The organism is Taibaiella lutea, from assembly GCF_008629695.1.
Lineage (GTDB): Bacteria > Bacteroidota > Bacteroidia > Chitinophagales > Chitinophagaceae > Taibaiella > Taibaiella lutea.
In genome coordinates this window covers 639,074-657,967 of sequence record NZ_VWSH01000002.1, presented here as the reverse complement: position 1 = coordinate 657,967, position 18,894 = coordinate 639,074, and the positions used below count along the sequence as shown (strand labels likewise).

15 protein-coding genes are annotated in these 18,894 nt (G+C 38.8%); 11 read left to right on the top strand and 4 right to left on the bottom strand.

Annotated elements, in window-relative coordinates; translation table 11 throughout:
* Positions 1–59: 59 nt before the first annotated feature.
* Positions 60–1,025 carry a transcription antitermination factor NusB gene (nusB, locus tag F0919_RS09925; protein WP_150032588.1) on the bottom strand — a complete coding sequence of 322 codons (966 nt, stop codon included), beginning with the start codon at positions 1,023–1,025 and terminating at the stop codon, positions 60–62.
* 144 nt (positions 1,026–1,169) lie between these two features.
* On the opposite strand from nusB, the gene F0919_RS09920 reads away from it, so the two are divergent.
* The 6 genes from F0919_RS09920 to F0919_RS09895 all read left to right on the top strand — a co-directional run bounded on the left by F0919_RS09920 (position 1,170) and on the right by F0919_RS09895 (position 6,447).
* The gene (locus F0919_RS09920; RefSeq protein WP_150032587.1) at positions 1,170–2,465 is read left to right on the top strand and encodes a hemolysin family protein; all 1,296 of its coding nucleotides are present in this window, start codon (positions 1,170–1,172) and stop codon (positions 2,463–2,465) included.
* A gap of 3 nt (positions 2,466–2,468) precedes the next feature.
* Positions 2,469–2,945 carry a TlpA family protein disulfide reductase gene (locus F0919_RS09915; RefSeq protein WP_150032586.1) on the top strand — a complete coding sequence of 159 codons (477 nt, stop codon included), beginning with the start codon at positions 2,469–2,471 and terminating at the stop codon, positions 2,943–2,945.
* A gap of 98 nt (positions 2,946–3,043) precedes the next feature.
* Positions 3,044–3,367: a hypothetical protein gene (locus F0919_RS09910; RefSeq protein WP_150032585.1), complete on the top strand. Its 324-nt coding sequence runs from the start codon at positions 3,044–3,046 to the stop codon at positions 3,365–3,367.
* 273 nt (positions 3,368–3,640) lie between these two features.
* Entirely contained in the window at positions 3,641–4,462 is an 822-nt protein-coding gene (locus tag F0919_RS09905) for an MbnP family protein (RefSeq protein WP_150032584.1), read from the top strand.
* A 2-nt stretch (positions 4,463–4,464) separates the two neighbouring features.
* Entirely contained in the window at positions 4,465–5,511 is a 1,047-nt protein-coding gene (locus tag F0919_RS09900) for a cytochrome-c peroxidase (protein ID WP_150032583.1), read from the top strand.
* Between the two features lie 12 nt (positions 5,512–5,523).
* Positions 5,524–6,447, top strand: coding sequence for a transporter family protein (locus F0919_RS09895; RefSeq protein WP_150032582.1), 924 nt, complete (start codon positions 5,524–5,526; stop codon positions 6,445–6,447).
* Positions 6,448–6,529: 82 nt separating this feature from the next.
* Here F0919_RS09895 and F0919_RS09890 read toward each other — a convergent pair whose 3' ends face one another.
* Positions 6,530–7,150, bottom strand: a complete 621-nt coding sequence (locus F0919_RS09890; RefSeq protein WP_150032581.1) for a murein L,D-transpeptidase catalytic domain-containing protein — start codon at positions 7,148–7,150, stop codon at positions 6,530–6,532.
* Positions 7,151–7,260: 110 nt separating this feature from the next.
* Here F0919_RS09890 and F0919_RS09885 point away from each other — a divergent pair, with 110 nt between their 5' ends.
* The 3 genes from F0919_RS09885 to F0919_RS09875 are packed head-to-tail and all read left to right on the top strand — an operon-like array spanning position 7,261 to position 9,563.
* Entirely contained in the window at positions 7,261–7,884 is a 624-nt protein-coding gene (locus F0919_RS09885) for a hypothetical protein (RefSeq protein ID WP_150032580.1), read from the top strand.
* Positions 7,881–9,065: a beta-ketoacyl-[acyl-carrier-protein] synthase family protein gene (locus F0919_RS09880; RefSeq protein ID WP_150032579.1), complete on the top strand. Its 1,185-nt coding sequence runs from the start codon at positions 7,881–7,883 to the stop codon at positions 9,063–9,065. Before F0919_RS09885 ends, F0919_RS09880 begins: the two co-directional genes overlap by 4 nt.
* Positions 9,066–9,122: 57 nt before the next feature.
* Positions 9,123–9,563, top strand: coding sequence for a DUF5362 family protein (locus F0919_RS09875; RefSeq protein WP_150032578.1), 441 nt, complete (start codon positions 9,123–9,125; stop codon positions 9,561–9,563).
* A gap of 185 nt (positions 9,564–9,748) precedes the next feature.
* On the opposite strand, the gene F0919_RS09870 is transcribed toward F0919_RS09875, so the two are convergent.
* Positions 9,749–12,241, bottom strand: a complete 2,493-nt coding sequence (locus tag F0919_RS09870) for an outer membrane beta-barrel family protein (protein WP_150032577.1) — start codon at positions 12,239–12,241, stop codon at positions 9,749–9,751.
* Between the two features lie 775 nt (positions 12,242–13,016).
* Between F0919_RS09870 and F0919_RS09865 the strand changes: the two genes are divergently transcribed.
* Both F0919_RS09865 and arr read left to right on the top strand, forming a co-directional pair.
* Positions 13,017–16,409: a gliding motility-associated C-terminal domain-containing protein gene (locus F0919_RS09865; protein ID WP_150032576.1), complete on the top strand. Its 3,393-nt coding sequence runs from the start codon at positions 13,017–13,019 to the stop codon at positions 16,407–16,409.
* A gap of 423 nt (positions 16,410–16,832) precedes the next feature.
* A complete protein-coding gene (gene arr / locus F0919_RS18835) occupies positions 16,833–17,240 on the top strand; it encodes an NAD(+)--rifampin ADP-ribosyltransferase (protein ID WP_394349710.1) in 408 nt (135 codons plus the stop codon).
* A gap of 64 nt (positions 17,241–17,304) precedes the next feature.
* Here arr and lysA read toward each other — a convergent pair whose 3' ends face one another.
* Complete coding sequence (gene lysA / locus F0919_RS09855) at positions 17,305–18,513, bottom strand: diaminopimelate decarboxylase (RefSeq protein ID WP_150032574.1); 1,209 nt, start codon at positions 18,511–18,513, stop codon at positions 17,305–17,307.
* Positions 18,514–18,894: the final 381 nt, after the last annotated feature.

The window sequence follows — 18,894 nt, the reverse complement described above, 5'->3', positions numbered from 1 at the left end:
CGACTATAAAAAAAGCTGCCAATTTTTGAAAAGTTGGCAGCTTTAAGTGTTATATAATTTTATTTTGTCCTTTCTACTTTTCTAATCTTATTGGCGGTAGTAAGTTCTTTCAGAAGATTATCCAAAACGCCGTTTACAAATTGTCCGCTTTGAGGTGTACTGTAGTTTTTGGCAATTTCAATAAACTCATTAATCGTTACTTTGGTTGGGATAGTAGGAAAGTACAGTAATTCTGCGATACCCATTTTCAACAAAATCAAATCAATGATGGCTACGCGCTCCGCATCCCAGTTTTTCAACTTTGGCTTGATGAGATCCATGATATAATCATCTTTTTCCAAAACAGTTTTCAGCAAGCTATAAGCATATTCCCTTTTTTCAGCTGAAATAAACTGAAGAAAATTCACATTTTTAGGGCTCCGGAAATAATTATCTATCAGCATGACTATCATTTCTTTATCGTCTTCCCAACCGCTCCATTCATCATTCAAATACTCCTGAAAATCTTCGTTTTCCAACATTTCCTTACGCCATATATGTTGCATAATCTGCTTTTCGGTGGCATTGGAACGACTTTGTTCGGTGATGTATTCTTTGTAAATATCCGATTTGATTAACGATGTGTACAGTTTTTTCACCCATTCTTCGTCAATAAAATGTTCAATTTTATCTTCTTTTACCTTTTCCTGAAAAGTATTGTTATTCAATAAATCCCAAAGAAAGCTGTTGCCTGCAATTTTGGTATTCACGACCATATCTTCCTCAGTAGGCAAATATTTTGATGCTCTTTGTCGCGCATTCGTCTCCGCATATTGAGCCACTTTGCTTACATAAAGCAGTAGCAAGGCAAATACATCGGATGAACGGTGGAATTTTTCCACCAATACTTTAATGCCTGTTTTCTGGTTTTCTTCAAGCGAAGGTGCTTTTTCGCCTTTTTCCTTTTCGGCGGGATTAACAGCATAGGCATCTAATGTATAAATGGCTTGCATTACCTTCACTCTTATATTTCTACGGCTTATCATAATTTTCTAAAAAAGGATGCAAAGGTACATTATCTGAATGCCATTGCCAAAACAGAGAAACCGGGCATGTGACTGAACGCTTTTCAAGGAACTGTTGTTACCATAAAAAGACTATTTTTGTTTTTACAAACGCTATTATAACCTATGGGAGTAACCATTACGCTGGCCGTTATTTGTATATTATTGATAATTATACTGACAGGTGTGGAATATGCTTATCTGGCATCCAACAAACTTACCATTGAACTTAAGAGAAAACAGGGTCATACCTCCGGTAAGATCCTGGGTTCGTTTTTTGATAATCCGGAGAAATTCTGGAGTGCTACTGTAATCGGGTTCTATATTTCATTGGTTTGTTTCTGTTTGTTTTTCTCAAAACTGACTTCTATTTTAGAAGATAAATATATCAGCAAAAGCGGTTTTTATTTTAAAGTCGACAACTTCCAGAATCCTATTTTTTATCTGCACTTAATAATTGATTTTATTCTGGCAACATTTATCATATTAGGCAGTATCGGTGTCATTGCAAAACGCGGTTTTGAATTTTATCCGGAAGCCAAATTAAACACATGGAGTAAGTTTATCAATCTTGTTTGTGATGTTACTGCGCCATTCGCCAATATTTTTGTAGGTGTTTCAGAGTTTATCCTGAAGTACTTATTCAATGTCCGCATCAATAAAAAGGAGAGTATTTTTGAAAGAACCAATACCGTGCAATTCTTAAAGCAGGCCACACATGGTAATGCAGTTGACTGGGATGAATCCAATAAAGAGCTTTTTGACCGTGCGCTTGACCTTACGAAAATTAAGGTACGTAAATGCATGACGCCAAGAAACGAAATTACCGCAGCGGATATTAAAACATCTATCAAAGATTTAAGGAATCTTTTTGTCGATACCAAACTTTCTAAAATCGTCATTTATGATGAAACATTGGACAATGTAGTTGGCTATACACATCATCTTGACCTGAACCGCAGGCCAAATGGCATCCAGGAAATCTTACATCCTATTCCGACTGTTCCGGAAACTATGAGCGCTATCGATTTGATGCATAAATTCACGAAAGAGCGCAAAAGCATCGGATGGGTGGTGGATGAATTTGGCGGAACAGCGGGTTTTGTTACTATGGAAGATGTACTGGAAGAGGTATTTGGCGATATTAAAGACGAATATGGCACTCAGGAATATACCGAAAAACAGATTAACGATAGCGAATATCTTTTTTCCGGCAGATTGGAGGTAGATTACCTGAACGAAAAATATGAGCTGGAATTACCGGCTGATGAGGCCGAAACCCTTTCCGGACTTATTATCTCAAGTCATGAAAAAATACCGAAACAAAAGGAACGCATCATTATAGACAATTATGAGTTTGAAATTATGTTGGTAACGGATACACGTATTGAACAGGTAAAATTGAAAATCTTAAGCCATTAATAAATGAAATACCTGAGTATCCGCGTCCTTTTTGCATTATTGATGTTATTGCCTTATACAAGCCGTTCCCAACAAAAAGCATTACCTGATTTTCATTTTTTAAATACAGACAAAGAAGCGGTTGGTAAAAAAGACATTCCGAAGGGAAAGGCTTTGTTATTGATTTATTTCCGTTCAGATTGCGATCATTGCGAACATACTGCCATGCAGTTAAAAACAACTGCTGCAAAATATCCTGCAATTATATGGATGGTAAGTGCTGAAGAAATTCCGGCTTTAAGGACATTTGAAGACATGGCAGGGCTATATGACGTAAACAACCTTACTGTTGTACAGGATAATAACCATCAGATGCACAAGGCTTATGATTTCACGCAACTCCCATTCATCGTGCTTTACAGCAGTTCGGGAAAGCAATTGAGAACATTTAGCGAACTTCCTTCTGTTGAAACAGTCAGAAAAATTTTGAATGGAAAGTAATCAATAGTTACCTTTGTCATCCAACAAGCAACAACATTTACAAAATCTTGAAAGTTCCGGTTGTCATATTGTTAGCCTTAGCAATCTTTACTCAAAGTATGAGCAGGGGAATCATTTTGCTGAGCTACTATACCAACAAACAGGCTTACGAACGTTATTGCGTCAACAAAGCAAGGCCTCAAATGCATTGTGACGGTAAATGTCAGTTAGGTAAAAAATTAAAAGCTGAAGAAGAAAAGGATAAAAAAGATCCACTCAAAAGTTCTTCTTTTTCGGAAATTGTAATGATTTGCCAGGCCAATAATTTTAATATTGAATCATCGTTCTACACTTTATTGAAAGAAAAAATCCCCCACCCTTTATCTATCGGTCAACCTGTAGGTTGGTCTGCGTCTTGTTTTCACCCACCTGCTGTAGTATAGCATCTTTCTTTTTATTGCGCTGCATTAATGCAGTAGCATCTTTATGGTATTCGTTTAATGATTTGATTCATTAGACAGGTAATATAATTCACTCATTACTCCCTTTTGTCCTGCCGGCGAAGGAAGCATTGCAGTCGTGCTATAAATTTATAGTATGCCAACGATGTCTCGTTTCCTGCATTGCAGGAAAGATTTAATGATTGTGTCAGAAACTGTCGTCGGAATATCATTATCCAATTCAAGACTATACTACAATCTCAAATAATTTTAAAAATGAAAACAATTAACAAACTTTTTATACTATCTATATCCTTACTTTCTGTTTTTGCATCTTGTAAAAAAGAAAAGAAAGAACCCGTTTTCGATGATAAAGATCTCGCACCTTTATCGATAGAATTTGACAATATTGTCGGAGGTAAAAACCTTATCCTTAATTCCGAAACCTATACAAATGCTGCCGGTGAAGATTATAAAATCTCCCTTCTGGAATATTACATCAGCAATATCAAAGTCAGGAAAGCGGACGGAACAGAATATGTAGTACCACAGGATAACAGTTACTTTTTAATAAAAGAAGGCGATGAAGACCACGAAGAAGCGCTTGTAAATGTACCGGAAGGCGATTATACATCGCTGGCTTTTACTGTTGGTATTGACAGCCTGCGCAGCACAATGGATGTCAGCAAACGCACCGGTGTGCTTGATCCTGCCAGCCCTGAAAACGATGGTTTGTATTGGGGCTGGAACAGCGGTTATATCTTCTTTAAAATGGAAGGAACCTCTTCCGCTGCACCAGTTGACGGCAGCGGCCAGCATATTTTCAGGTATCATATCGGTGGCTTCGGCGGTTATAGCAGCCCTACTATCAATAATATAAAAACCATTACGCTCGATTTGACGGAAAGGGGACCTGCATTGGTTCGTAAAGACAAAAAAAGCAATATCCACCTGATGGTTGACATTGATAAAGTGCTGAGTGGTGCTACAACAGTAAGCATTGCTGCAAACCCAAGTGTAATGTTTAGCGATTACAGTGTAAACATTGCCAATAACTATGCTACTATGTTCCGTCATGACCATACTGAAAACGAATAGTCATGAAAATAAAAAGCATCATCATATTCACGCTTTGCGTATCGATGCTGATTGTTGCGGCTTGTCATAAAGATGCTCCTGAGAAGGTAGAAATACCTTTTCAGGGTTTTGAAACACCCTCCAATTTCCCTGCTCCTGCTTATCATTTTGAAACAAATGAAATAACCAAGGCAGGCTTTGAATTGGGCCGGAAGCTCTTTTATGACCCCATACTCAGCAGGAACAACACTATAAGCTGCGGCAGTTGCCATATACAGTCGGCTGGCTTTACGCATCATGGCCATGACATCAGCCATGGCATAGATGACAGATTGGGAAAAAGGAATGCACCTGCCATCATGAATCTTGCCTGGAGCAAGTCGTTCATGGCAGATGGCGGTATTTTCGATTTGGATTTACAACCTATTGCTCCAATTACAACTTTTGAGGAAATGGATGAGACGATGCAGCATGTAATTGAGAAATTGCAACAGCATAAAGATTATCCGGCATTATTTCAGAACGCATTCGGAAGCAGTACTATTACAAGCGCCAATTTCCTGAAAGCCTTGTCACAGTTCATGCTGATGTGTATAAGCAGCAATTCGAAATATGACAGCATCATGCGAAATGAAGGCCCTGCTTTTACAGCAGCAGAACAGGAAGGCTATTCCATTTATAAACAAAAATGTTCGCAATGCCATACAGAACCATTGTTCAGCGATAATAGTTTCCGTAATAATGGCATAGGAATCGGATACAATGGAGATGTAGGGCGTTATGCCGTTACATTAGATGAGGCCGATAAATACAAATTTAAAGTGCCTTCTTTGCGCAATCTTCAGTACACTTCCCCCTATATGCATGACGGTCGTTTTTATACACTGGATGCTGTTCTGGATCAATATGTCAATCATGTTACCGCTATGCCGACATTGGACTCGCTATTACAACAAAACAATGTTTATGGTATTCCATTGACAATGGATGAAAAAACAAAAATTCTGGCTTTCCTGAATACTTTAAATGACAAACATTTTGTGACCAATCCCATTTTGGCCGAACAATAAAAATTAATAAAAATGAAAAGAATATTCTTAATAATCATTTGCCTTCTGTGGATAGCCAGCGGCACGATGGCTTGCGATATATGCGGCTGTGGCGCCGGCAGTAATTACCTGGGTATCCTGCCCGATTTTAATGCAAAGATTGTGGGACTGCGTTTCCGGAACAGCGGCATAAGAACACATGTCGGAGCAGATGGACAAAATACCTATCTGACTTCCATAGAGCATTATAACACTTTCGAGCTTTGGGGCGGATGGAATATAGGCAAGCATTTCAGGCTGATGGCTACATTGCCTTTGAACTACGATACTAAATCAAGTTCAGAAGGGGATGTTTCAAAAACAGGTTTAGGCGATGCAACGGTTCAGGGGTTCTATCATTTACTGAACAAGAGGGGTATGGCTTTCAAGAACAAAATGCTGGTTCAGGATATATGGATAGGCGGCGGCGTAAAACTGCCAACCGGGAAATACAATCCTTTAGATGATGAGACTACGATTGAGAATGCCAACCTTTTTCAGTTAGGTACCAATAGTTTTGACTTTGTTATTACCGGTATGTATGATATCAGATTACAAGATATCGGTATGAATATTTCAGCAAGCTATAAGATGAATACAACCAATAAATATGGTTACAATTATGGCAACAAAGTAAGTACCAATGCCCAGTTGTATTATAAATTCAGGATAAAGGAAGCATTGACTATTTCACCGAATGCAGGCCTGAGCTATGAAAATGCTGCAACAGATTTAAACGATGGCAATGCGGTTTTTACATCAGGCGGTTATGCTTTGTTTGCCACTGCGGGACTGGAAGCGAAATATAAAAATATAGCTATCGGCGGAAACTGGCAGCCATCCGTATCTCAGGATTTGGCAGCAGGTATTGTGCAAGCAAGGAATAAAATGATGTTACATGTCGCGGTAACTTTTTGATTCTAATATTGATACGGAAAGTTTTCCGCAGCGTTGGCACGCCAACGCTGCGGAAAACTTTTTCTTTTATAATAAACCTTACCTATTTGTAAATCCACAATAGAACCGGGTTTGCTTTTTTCTTCAGCAAACTATCCAAAGCAGCCATAAAATCATTGGAAACAGCCGGACAGCCCCAGCTTTCAGAAATCCCGTCAGGATAAGTTTCGTAATCAGGAATGGCATTCCATCCATGCAGCACTACCGTTCTTGCAAGCGCATTGTTATTGGTACTTTCCAGGCCATGCAATAAATATTTTACATGGATGCCCCAGGAGCTGTAACCACGTTCACCAATCTTATATTTCCCTAAAGAGGAACAATGACTGTCGGGCGTATTGCTAAACACCGGTTTTGTTTTTGATTCGTCGCTACCCCACTTTGATGTACCGCAACCATGTGTCACTAACCCTTCCATCATTATGGTATCTTTTTTGAAATCCCATACTACAAAGCGTTTAAGCCCCGAATGAATATTCATGTTTATAAGAATGACAGTACTCAAATCCATGTCATTTGCCTTACAATAAGCTTTTGCTGCGATAGCTTTCTTTTTAAGCATAGCCATTTTTGCTGCAACCGGAAACGGCTTTTCAAAACCTTCAACTGAATTATTCACGCATCCTAAGAAGCAAAAAATAAAGAGTAAAGAAATCAATTTCATTGCTATATGTTTTTGTCATGACGCATTATTGCATTTTTTTCATAAAACCCTGATGGTAATTTTCTCTTTCGTTTATTACTACAAAGAATTAATGCTTATTTTGCCTCATAATGGCAAGCAATTTTTCAAACGAAACAACTTTATATATTCAACAATACCTGCATTGGCGCGACAATAAAGTCATGCTAAATGGTAATTTACTATTTGAACTGGCTCCTTCAACCGCTGTGGATAGTTGCATGGATTTCTATAATAAAGCTGCTATAACTTATCCCAAGTTTTTCAAGATGGATTTATTGAGCAAGGCTGCATTTCTTTCTGCAAATACTGTTTTACCAAAGGAAATCGAAGAAGACAGGTTAAAGATTGCAACGGTTTTAAGCAGCAAATCGGGTTGTCTGGATGTTGATAAAAAATTCAGGGAAAGTCAGGCTGATATTGCAAGCCCGGCATTGTTTGTTTATACGCTACCCAATATTATGTTGGGCGAAATATGCATTGCAAACGGGTTTAAAGGGGAGCAAATGTGTACGCTTACCGATGAAACAGATTGTGATTGGTTTGATTTTTATATCAATGATTTAATAAAGAACAGAGGAACGGAAGCGGCGTTGTGCGGGCATGTAGAGGCTACAGCATCAGGCATTGAGGCCCTTATGATTTGGGTAAATAAACAAACATGTAATATTCTGTTCAACCTGCAAAATCTTTCAGCTATTTTCGGTAACAAATGAGCAAAGCATTTATAGCCGGAAGCGGCATTATTACAAGCATAGGACAAAACGTAGCGGCTAACCTTCATTCTTTATTGAAGCTTGAGGCAGGTATTACTTTACCTGAAATTTTACAGACAGCACATCAGTTACCTGTCGGAGAAATCAAACTAAGTAACGAACAACTGGCCACATTATCGGGCATAAAAGAAAGCCTGCCCAGGACGGCATTGTTAAGCATTATAGCTGCAAAAGAAGCATGGGAACCGTTTGCAGGAAAATCGGATGGGCTAAGAATAGGTTTTATCGGTGCTAATACGGTTGGGGGCATGGACTTAACAGAACATTTTTACAAATCGTTTAAGGAAGATAAGAACAGTGGTGATTTGAGAGACGTTAAATACCATGAATGCGGCGCTATTACGGAATTGACATTAAAAGCTTTGGAGCTGGATTGCTGGAGTACCACCATAAGTACAGCTTGCTCTTCGTCGGCCAATAGTATCATGATGGCAGCAAAGCTGATCGAGAACAACCATTATGATATTGTCGTTGCGGGTGGTGCAGACAGCCTTTCCCGCTTTACATTGAACGGTTTTAATTCTTTATTGATTCTTGATAAGGCATTATGCCGCCCGTTTGACCAGAACCGCAAAGGGCTTAACTTAGGTGAAGGTGCGGCCTATCTTGTAATGGGCAATGAAAAAGCTATGCAACAATTGAATGTTGCCCCGGAAGCTTACGTATCGGGTTATGCAAATGCCAATGATGCACATCATCAGACGGCATCTTCACCTGAAGGCAGGGGTAATCAGCTGGCCATGAAGAACGCCATGCAGCAAGCAAACCTGAATCCTGCTGATATTGATTATATAAACCTGCATGGAACGGGAACAGAAAATAATGATGCATCGGAAGGCGCAGCTATACAGGCTGTTTTTACGGAAAAGGCACCACTGGCAAGTTCTACCAAAGCCTTTACAGGACATACATTGGGCGCAGCGGGCGCTGTTGAAGCCGTCTTTTCACTGCTGAGTTTACAGGAGCAAAAAGCATGGGCGCATTTAAGGTTGCAACAACCAATTGAAACATTAAACTGGCAACCTAATGTTGATATCGTTCCGGCGAATATTCAACATGTACTCTCCAATTCATTTGGCTTTGGTGGTAATTGCAGTTCTTTAATTTTTTCAAAAACATAGCATATATTTCAGATTTTAAAGGAAAAATCATTTCTTTATAATTCTAAAAGCAATCTTATGTCATTACAAGATTTAAACATTTTTGAGGGCGGACTCGATGAAAGGTCAAAAGCCTATTTACTGGAAACAACCAGATGGACCAAATTCCTTGCTATTATAGGATTTATTTTCATCGGATTAATGCTTGTCGTAGCGTTGGCAATGTTTACTATGGGCTCTTATGTTTCGAGCTTTGCCGGTTTAGGAAGCTATTTTGGCGTCGGAATGGGTCTGCTATATATTGTAATCGGAGTTTTATACCTTTTCCCTATCCTTTCGTTACTAAAGTTTTCGACAAACATGAAAGCCGGTATTCAAACCAGTAATATCGAATTGATAACAGAAGGTTTTCGCCATCAGAAAAACCTGTTTAAATTCATGGGTATTATGACTATAATTGTAATTGCATTATATCTTATTCTTATTGTCGTAGTTGGTATTTTAGGCGCAATCGCATAATAATAAACTGACTCCTACAGGTTTATTAAAGCAATTTTTGATATACTGCTAAAAATGTCGAATATGGGTGGGAATGGCAACTTTCCCGAACCCGTAGGTAATGTTCAGCGTTTAAAAGTAATGATAATAAAAAGGCCGGAACAAAAGTTCCGGCCTTCGACTATTAAACAACCAATCGTAAAAACCTACATTCCGCCGCCACCCATACCAGGTGAACTGCTGCCTTCATCCTTCAAATCGTCGTTCTTGATTTTCTTTTTCTGGCTGAAGGTCATTTTACCGAAGTTCCAGTTGAAGGTCAATCTTGCGCCTCTTCCGTAATATACCGTTTCATTTACATACTTGGCATTCTGATAAGTATATTCGGTTTTCATGTGTACTTCAGGATTAAAGAAGTTTTCGCCTGAAAGACCAATGCTTCCTTTTCCTTTCAATACTTCCAGCTGAACACCTAAGAAATAATAGTACCAACCTTGCTGAGAACCTTGCAACTGCACCTGATTGCCATTATACATTGCAAAACCTGCAAGTGAAAACTTCTCTGTCAGTTTATAACTGGTATATAAGCTTGCATTGTACTGGAATCCGTCATTCTTAATATCCAAAGACGGGCTTTTCAGCATTTTATAGTACAGACTACCATTCAGGTTAATCATCCAGTTTTTAAATAAAGTTGTACTTCCGAAAAGGTCAAGACCGGTGGTATTATTCTTCGAGATATTACCATAAGTGGTATGGCTGATATTATTTTCATCTACAGCTGTTATGCTTTCAATGCCGTTACCTGTATGACGATAGAAGGCGGAGAAATTCAGATTCGTATTATTAAAGAAAGTGCTGTAAGTCAGTTCCACATTATGTGTTTTCTCCGGCACCAACTCAGGATTTCCCTGTTTGATGTTATAAGGGTCGCTATAGTTCACATAAGGGTTAATGTAATCAATAGAAGGTCTTTCTATACGCATGTTATAAGCCAGTTTCAACTTGCTGAAGTTCTTAAGAGTATAAGCAAAACTTACGTTTGGCAATACATTATTGAACTGAGAATTGAACGCTGTGCTTACACCTAATTGCTGGCCTTTAATATCCGTATATTCATATCTGGCGCCTGCAATCATGCTGAAGCTCTTACCCAAAGGCGTAGTAAACTGGGCATAAGCCGCTCCGACTTGTTGGGTATAATCCAAATGGTTGGTTCTGTTTGGTGCAATAACAAAATCTGTATGGGCGGTATCCAGGTATTGTAATTGATAATCACTGCTGATGTCGCGGTTAATATATTTCAGACCGGTTTCAATTTTCTGTTTAGGGTTCTTTAATGGCTGTACATAATCAGCCTGAATCGTAAACTCGTTATTATCACTTTTATTCTTGTTCAGTTCCTGATAAGTTACAGCGTTGCTGCCCTCAGGCGTACGTTTCATAGTGTATTCGCTGTTCTTTGAATTCAGAGAATATTGCGTTAGGACATCTAAGGTACGTTTCGGATTGTTCTTGAATTTCTTGGAATAAGAAGCATATACACTTCCGTTATCACGCGGGTTTTCAGAATGCGTATCTGATTTAAAATTAGCATTCGGAACATCAGGTATAATGGTGCTGGTCATCGGTTGATCCTGCACCCAGTTGCCCGGACGGTACCCTACTCCGACTTGTACGCTTTGCAAAGAATCTATGGAATAGTCAGCACTTAACTGGCTCCAGTAAAAATTACCGCCACCGTCCATAATGCTTTCCTGAACCAGTTTTGATTCCTGTGCAGTACCCGGAAAATCCGTTCTGGTCGAGTTCATACCCAATACCATTTGCCAGCGGCTGTAACCTGCATTCAATGAAAGGCCAAAATCACCGCTTCTGTAATTCATATTGAAACCGGCATTGCCTGTAAAGAATTCGCGGGGAACGTTATAGCTCAATTGGCTGAACAAAGAACCGCTCATACCTTTCATCACGTTTTTCTTTGTAATGATATTGATAACGCCGGCAGAACCTTCGCCATCATATTTGGCACCGGGGCTGGTGATGACTTCCACCGATTTAATATTATCGGCAGGAATTTGCTGCAAAGCATCTTTAACAGAAGCAGCAATAAGCGTAGATGGCTTGCCATCAATCAATACTTTGATGTTACCGCTTCCACGTAAAGAAACATTACCTTGTAAATCTACCGTTACCATAGGCACTTTACGAAGTACCATGTCAGCCATAGCGCCTTTATTGGTAAAATCTTTATCAGCATTGTAAACCAACCCGTCAGGCCTTTGCTCAATTAATTGTTTCCTGTCTATAATCTGTACTTCATTCAAAGTAGTGGATGATGTATTCATATTTACATTGCCCAGGTTAAGGTCAGTACCTTCTACTTTAATGTTGCGTTCCAGTTTGTTATAACCGACATAAAAAATGGTCAGTTTGTAATTACCGGGCTTTACGTTGTTAAATGCAAAGTGACCCAGGCTGTCGGAATTGATACCGTCTGCAGCCTTTTCGCCTTCATGCACCAACATTACGGAAGAAAACTCCAGCGGTGTTTTGGCAACGGAATCATATACGTTTCCACTCACTGTAACACTGTTAGCCACAGGCGCTTGCTGAACGGGTATATTTATTTCAGGCATTTGAGCGAACAGCGAGAGGGAACCTAATGCTGCTATAGTTGTAAATAATAGCTTTTTCATGATAGTAAATTGTGTTTGCAAAGTTATTGAGTAAAATCACCCTAATCTTACCTCCAATGGGGGGAGTTGTCAGGGATTAGGGTTACCGGTTACTTCTATAGTTTATTGTTTCTTTATTTCTATGCAAACTTACCGCCGATATATTTCGTCGATATTACATTTTAGACGAATTACGTATAATCTTCGACGAAGGAAGGATTACAGACGGCAGGCCTTTATATTTGGAATTAATGACAGATTCGCTCGTATACTGATAAAGATCCGTATAACAATTAAGGCAGATCTGTCGTTTCAGCCTTTTACAGTTTAAGTAGCATGAATAGCATTCAAAGTTTAAATAATTAAAAAAGAAGTTTAAATAAAAGAAAAGGAAGTTTAAAAAAAGAGAAAGAGGTTTATAAAACTAAAAATGAAGTTTTAATAATTGCAGTTCAGGTTTAAATAATAGAAATTGAAGTTTACTTAAATAAAATTAGAGTTTAAATAATTGAAACAGAAGTTTTAATAATAGAAATGGAGGTTTACATAAATGAGATGGAAGGTTACGCAATCAAAAAGTGCACAAGAAAAATCGGATCTGCCACAGACATAATGAAAACTGAATATTAAAGAATGGCAAACGTAGAAAAACAAGATAATGGTCAATAGCAATTACTAATATTAGTATATTTGATGCATGATAAATTGAACACTATTTAAGAGCATAATTGACTAAACAGATTCAGGATAGCAGCTTCGGTAATGATTACTCAATCAGCTTCATATATCTATATCCATGAAAAGAATATTCTTCATAGCAACTACAATTATTCATATCCTTTCTTGCATTGCCATTTCTGCACAGGAAAATCATTTATCACAAGCCAAAGGATTTCTGAATCGTACCCAAAACAACTTATCGTTTGAAGAAAACAAAGGGCAAATTACAGGACCGGATGCCAACCGGGTTAAGTTTACTGTAAAAGATCAAAACCTTAAAGTATTCTTGCTGAATGATGGCATTGCCTATCAGTTTGAAAAGATAAATTACCCTGAAGGTTATGATCCAAAGGCAATATCAGATCCGGCATCTACACCTCAGGAGCAAAAACATCAGCAGGAATTAATGGAGAAAGTAAGCGTGGAAACTTACAGAATGGACATGCAACTATTCGGAGCTAATCAACATGCCAGGATTACAACTGAACAAAAAAGCACTGATTATATCAATTATTACAACCATGATGCTTTGAATGTGCACAGCTATCAAAAAGTACGTTACAAAAATATTTACCCGAATATAGATTGGGTATTGTATGTACGGGATGGAAAAATGGAATATGAATTTGAAGTGCATCCCGGCGGCGACCCCAATAAGATACAGATGCAATTAAAATGGGTAAAAAAAAGCAGCATTGATACATCCGGCAATCTGCATTTGGAGAACAGTATGGGTAAAATTACGGATAAAGCACCTGAAACCTTCCAGAGCGGAAAAAAGATAGAAAGTGCTTATATTCTCAATGACAAAAAACTAAGCTTTAATATACAACAATACGATCCGAATCAAACTTTGGTAATAGACCCGACGCTGGATTGGGCTACTTATTATGGTGGTACGAGTTTTGATTATGGTTATTCCTGTGCTACTGACGCCCTTGGTAACGCCTACTTAAATGGATCAACCCAGTCTCCAAGTATTATAGCTTCGGGAGGTTATCAGAATATTTATGGAGGAGGAAGTAATGATGCCTTTTTAGTAAAATTCAATGCGTCCGGCATCCGCCAATGGGCTACCTATTACGGCGGTGCAAGTAATGATGCTGGCAGAAGTTGTACTATTGATTTTTCGGGCAATATTTATCTGACAGGAACTACAGCTTCCTTGAGCGGCATTACTTCCGGAGGCTATCAGAATGTCTATGGGGGAGGAACAAGCGATGCCTTTATAATAAAATTTGATGCTGCTGGCATTCGTCAATGGGCCACTTATTATGGTGGATCAGATTATGATTACGGAGGTTCTTGTATTACCGATGCTTTAGGTAACGTATATTTAGCAGGAAGCACTGCATCTACAAGTGGTATAGCATCTGGAGGTTATCAAAATGTTTACGGTGGAGGATCATTTGGAGATGCTTTTTTGGTAAAATTCAATGCCGCTGGCATTCGTCAATGGGCTACTTATTATGGTGGTTCCAACAATGAAGATGGCTTTTCTTGTGCTACTGATGCTTCAGGTAATGTTTATATGTCGGGTAGAACTTTTTCCACAAATGGAATTGCCTCAGGAGGTTATCAGAATACCTTTGGGGGGAATTCTGACCCTTTCCTTGTAAAATTTAATAGTTTCGGCGTTCGTCAATGGGCTACCTATTACGGGGGATCAGGTTATGAAGAGGGATGGTCCTGTACTACTGATAATATAGGCAATATTTATTTAGCGGGTATGACCTATTCATCCAATAATATCGCTTCAGGAGGTTTTCAAAATATTATAGGAGGTAGTTCAGATGCCTTTTTGGTAAAATTCAGCACTACTGGCATTCGCCAATGGGCTACCTATTATGGTGGGGCCGGTGCGGATGCAGCAGAAGCGTGTACCACCGATGCTTTTGGTAATGTTTATATGACTGGTTGGACTACGTCTACAACCGGCATCACATCGGGAGGATATCAAAATGTTTATGGGGGAGGTTATGACGCTTTTTTGGCAAAGTTCAATGCTTCAGGTATTCGTCAATGGGCTACCTATTACGGAGGATCAAGTTATGAAGAGGGATGGCATTGTGCTACTGATGCTTCGGGTAATCTTTATCTATCAGGTTTCACTGGATCTACAAATGATATTGCTTTCGGAGGCCATCAGAACATTTTTGGTGGAGGAACTTATGATGCCTTTTTGGTAAAATTCAACGAATGTATAAGTTATTCTTTCACAATCAATCAAAGCATTTGTGAAGGGGCATCATTTCTGGGTCATACAACTTCTGGGACATATATAGATACATTTACTTCAGTACAAGGCTGTGACAGTATTCGCAACATAAACCTTACCGTAAAACCAAAATCATATCTTTCTATAACAGACTCGATATGCCAGGGAGGAAATTTATATGGTTATACAACTACAGGCACACATATAGATACTTTTACTGCTGCTAATGGCTGTGACAGTATCCGCACCATACACCTTACTGTAAAACCCCAAAGCCATAATGAATTGGATACAATACTCTGCTACAATGTTATCTTTAACTGGAATGGAAATACCATTACGTCATCAGGTGATTATTATTTTACGGGTACTAATTCATTGAATTGTGATAGTATAGTACATATATCAGTGGCATATACTCCTGTGCCGACATCGATCGATTCGGTTATAACGGGTTGTGATGCGGTAATGTATTCAGGTGAGGTATATACAAATAACACTGAATTTATTGATACATTCAAAAACAGCAATGGCTGCGATAGCTTGTATAGGAATGTTACGATAAATGTATCAAAAACAACTCATGATACGTTACATATTAATCTTTGTCAGGGCGAATCGTATGATTTTAATGGAAGGAATTTTACAACTACAGCCTTAACAACAGATACTTTTACAAATAGCAATGGTTGTGATTCGCTCATAACGTTAGATTTAAAAGTACATCCATTACCAAATGTAACATTGGAATATGAACCGCATTTAAGAGATGTGCTTTGCGAAGGGGATACTATATCGTTAATTGGGGCCGGGGCAAAAGAATATATCTACTATAACAATTTAGGAGATACACTTCGGGACAGGCAAAGGCCGGTAGTAAAGATTATCACCGATGAAAACCATTATTTTGTTAAAGGAACAGACGAGTATGGTTGCTCCGGACAATCCGGAGTAACCATATATGCTGAAGCCTGTTGCAACATAATGATACCGAATGCATTTTCACCCAATGGAGATGGCTTAAACGATGGATTTGGAGTAGAAACATTAGGGCATCCCTACAACTTTGTATTGCAGGTATTCGACAGATGGGGCAAAAGAGTATTTATATCTCATAATCCCAAAGAAAAGTGGGACGGCAAATATAATGGGGGCAATATGGGAATGGGCACATACTATTATATTGTCACAGCAAATTGCAGCAACACCACCTCGTATAAACAAAAAGGAGATGTGAATTTAATAAGGTAAGGCGTATGCGCTTATTCTTATTTTAACAACCACAAAAGTTAATAATACCCGATATTAGCGATAACAAAAACCAAACAAAATACAGCAATGGAATTCAACCCAGGCAATCATATTGTACAGCTCTGTATGCAAGGCATGGAGATGGAAGAAAAGGATAAACCGGAAGAAGCAAGCAGTTTATTCCTTCAGGCATGGAACGAAGCAACAAACGATTTTGAAAAATTTATCGCAGCTTATTATGTTGCCAGGCATCAGAAAACTGCTTCAGAAAAACTAAAATGGCTGGAAACAGCTTTGCAGCTTGCTTTGGCAATCAATAACGACCTGGTCAGCGGTGCTTTTCCTAACCTGTATCTTAATATCTCCAAATGCTACGAGGAATTAAATGATCCTGACAATGCAAAAAGGAATTATGAATTATCCATTTCGTCCGCAGGTAAATTATCTGACAAAGGCCCTTTTTATCATGGCACCAGAGCAGATTTGCAGGTTGGCGATTTACTGATACCGGGCAACAGGTCCAATTACCAGCCCGAAATAATAATGAATCATATTTATTTCACGGCAAATGCCAATGGCGCAGGACTTGCTGCCGCATTAGCGAAAGGCGAGGGAAAGGAACGGGTTTATATTGTAGAACCGACAGGGGCTTTTGAGAATGACCCAAACGTTACTGACAAAAAGTTTCCCGGTAACCCTACCCGTTCCTACCGCACTCAGGCGCCTTTAAAAATTGTAGGCGAAACAACAGATTGGACAAAACTTACGCCTGAGCAGATACAACAATGGCGGGAAAAACTGGCCAATAATAAAGGAGCAATCATTAATTAATTTCAGCATAGCAGCAAATTGCCCGACTATATAAGCCGGGCGGTTTGTATTATAGAGAAGTATGTTATAAAACCTGTGTTGCCAGGATATCATCGAGCGTTTCCCTTCTGCGAATCAGTTTATAATCGTCTCCATCAACTAAAACTTCAGCCGGACGTGTCCTTGAATTGTAATTGGAAGCCATCATAAATCCGTAAGCACCTGCATTGTGGAAGCAAAGGATATCGCCTTCGTTTACTTCGGGTAATGGCCTGTCCCATGCAAAAGTGTCGGTTTCACAGATATAGCCTACAACCGTGTAAACACGTTGTTTGCCTTCGGGATTGGAAAGATTGGTAATATGGTGGTAGGAATCGTATAAGGTAGGGCGCATCAAATGATTGAAACCTGCGTCTAATCCTGCAAAAACCGTTGCAGTGGTTTGTTTGATGACATTTACTTTGGCTAAGAAATAACCCGATTCACTTACCAGGAATTTGCCCGGCTCAAAATGTATTTGAATGTCTTTACCATATTCCCTGCAGAATTTGCGATAACGCTCCGTCAATCCTTCGCCCAATACATCAATGTCAGTAGTAACATCATCGGGTTTGTACCCTACTTTAAAGCCGCTGCCAAAATCGATGTATTCAATATCGGGGAAACCCAATGCAAGATCAAACAGGATTTCGGCACCATTCAGAAAAACACCCACATCAAGGATATCGCTGCCGGTATGCATGTGAATGCCTTCTACTTTGATATTCAATGATTTGATAAGACGCTCCACATGTCGCATCTGATGAATGGAAATACCGAATTTGCTGTCGATATGCCCGGTAGATATTTTGTAATGACCGCCTGCCATGATATGCGGATTGACGCGAATGCAAACAGGAACGGTATTTCCATATTTATTACCGAATTGTTCCAGTATGGAAATATTATCGATATTCAGCTTTACGCCCAAATCAATGCATGCTTCAATTTCGGCAAAGGAAACGCAGTTGGGTGTGTAAAGAATTTCTTCAGCTGCATAACCTGCCATCAATCCGATTTTCACTTCTTCAATGGAAACAGCATCCAGTCCTGCACCCAATTCCTTGAAAATCTTCAGCACATTGATGTTGGAAAGCGCTTTCATGGCATAATGAATCTTTACATTACAATCCTTGAATGCATTTTCAAGCTTATGATATTGGCGACGCATAGTAGCTGCATCATAAACATACAATGGCGCGTCAAATTCCTGCGCTAAGCGGATTAATTGTTGGGGTGCAATCGATGTACTCATTCCTTGTTTTTTGTTTTGATAATTGTTGTAAAAAAAGAAGCCTGCCCTTTGGAGGCAAGCTTCGTAATTATTGAAATATTCTGACAATTAAACAATAAAATACGGCTCACCCGGAGAGGTCAGCTTAGCCTTTATTTGTTTTAATGCCTGAAACATATGGTTATCTTTTTCGAGGCTACGAAGATAGGGAAAGAATTGGTTTTTCAATTGCCTGCTTATGATTTGTTTGAATTGCACATTTATTTTTTAGAGGCCCGTATCATTATACCTATGTTTTCGCCCAAAACATAAATTTTTTACAAAAAATTAAAACCTTCTTTAAACCCAAAAAATATATTATATTTATGACATGACTGAATAAAACAGATTTGTTTTATTAAC

Bases quoted from the DNA above. Each gene is read 5' to 3' on its own strand.
- nusB (WP_150032588.1), bottom strand. From the start codon at position 1,025: ATGATAAGCCGTAGAAATATAAGAGTGAAGGTAATGCAAGCCATTTAT.
- F0919_RS09920 (WP_150032587.1), top strand. From the start codon at position 1,170: ATGGGAGTAACCATTACGCTGGCCGTTATTTGTATATTATTGATAATT.
- F0919_RS09915 (WP_150032586.1), top strand. From the start codon at position 2,469: ATGAAATACCTGAGTATCCGCGTCCTTTTTGCATTATTGATGTTATTG.
- F0919_RS09910 (WP_150032585.1), top strand. From the start codon at position 3,044: ATGAGCAGGGGAATCATTTTGCTGAGCTACTATACCAACAAACAGGCT.
- F0919_RS09905 (WP_150032584.1), top strand. From the start codon at position 3,641: ATGAAAACAATTAACAAACTTTTTATACTATCTATATCCTTACTTTCT.
- F0919_RS09900 (WP_150032583.1), top strand. From the start codon at position 4,465: ATGAAAATAAAAAGCATCATCATATTCACGCTTTGCGTATCGATGCTG.
- F0919_RS09895 (WP_150032582.1), top strand. From the start codon at position 5,524: ATGAAAAGAATATTCTTAATAATCATTTGCCTTCTGTGGATAGCCAGC.
- F0919_RS09890 (WP_150032581.1), bottom strand. From the start codon at position 7,150: ATGAAATTGATTTCTTTACTCTTTATTTTTTGCTTCTTAGGATGCGTG.
- F0919_RS09885 (WP_150032580.1), top strand. From the start codon at position 7,261: ATGGCAAGCAATTTTTCAAACGAAACAACTTTATATATTCAACAATAC.
- F0919_RS09880 (WP_150032579.1), top strand. From the start codon at position 7,881: ATGAGCAAAGCATTTATAGCCGGAAGCGGCATTATTACAAGCATAGGA.
- F0919_RS09875 (WP_150032578.1), top strand. From the start codon at position 9,123: ATGTCATTACAAGATTTAAACATTTTTGAGGGCGGACTCGATGAAAGG.
- F0919_RS09870 (WP_150032577.1), bottom strand. From the start codon at position 12,241: ATGAAAAAGCTATTATTTACAACTATAGCAGCATTAGGTTCCCTCTCG.
- F0919_RS09865 (WP_150032576.1), top strand. From the start codon at position 13,017: ATGAAAAGAATATTCTTCATAGCAACTACAATTATTCATATCCTTTCT.
- lysA (WP_150032574.1), bottom strand. From the start codon at position 18,513: ATGAGTACATCGATTGCACCCCAACAATTAATCCGCTTAGCGCAGGAA.